General features: G+C 48.7%; 1 protein-coding gene. It reads right to left on the bottom strand.

The window, feature by feature from the left end; translation table 11 throughout:
* On the bottom strand, positions 1–573 hold a 573-nt coding region (locus R7Z49_RS26640; RefSeq protein ID WP_318112671.1), incomplete at both ends, for a Mur ligase family protein.

The raw sequence follows: 573 nt of genomic DNA, 5'->3' as shown, positions 1-573 counted from the left end.
GGCCTTTACGTACTACTGTAAATTTACCTTGCTGACCTTCTTGATGATAATTTTCGATACGCACGTCCGCATCGTCAGAAAAGCCGTAGGTGATCACTTGACGGCTAATACGCGGAATCAGCTCACGAATCACTGGATCATCGATACAGACAATGGCTTGGCCATAAAACGGCAGGTTGTGAAGAAAATCAATGAAGGTTTGTTTCAATGTTTCGAAGTCACCACCGTAGGTATCCATGTGGTCAGCTTCGATGTTGGTAACGATGCTCACCATAGGTTGCAGGTGCAAGAAAGAGGCGTCGCTCTCATCCGCTTCTGCAATCAGAATACGGCTAGAGCCCAAGCGCGCATCGGTGCCCGCGCTCTTTACTAGACCGCCGTTTACAAGCGTTGGATCAAGGCCTGCTTCGGAATAGATTTGTGTGACTAGTGCTGTGGTGGTGGTTTTACCATGTGTGCCCGCAACAGCGATACCATGACGGAATCGCATCAGTTCAGCCAACATTTCTGCTCGGCGAACAATAGGAATACGCAATTCACGAGCCGCCATGACTTCAGGGTTTTCTTCGTTAA

This window comes from Vibrio sp. 1562, from assembly GCF_033340155.1.
Lineage (GTDB): Bacteria > Pseudomonadota > Gammaproteobacteria > Enterobacterales > Vibrionaceae > Vibrio > Vibrio alginolyticus.
Note: the sequence above shows the minus strand (reverse complement) of the source record. Positions and strands in the feature narration are given on the sequence as shown.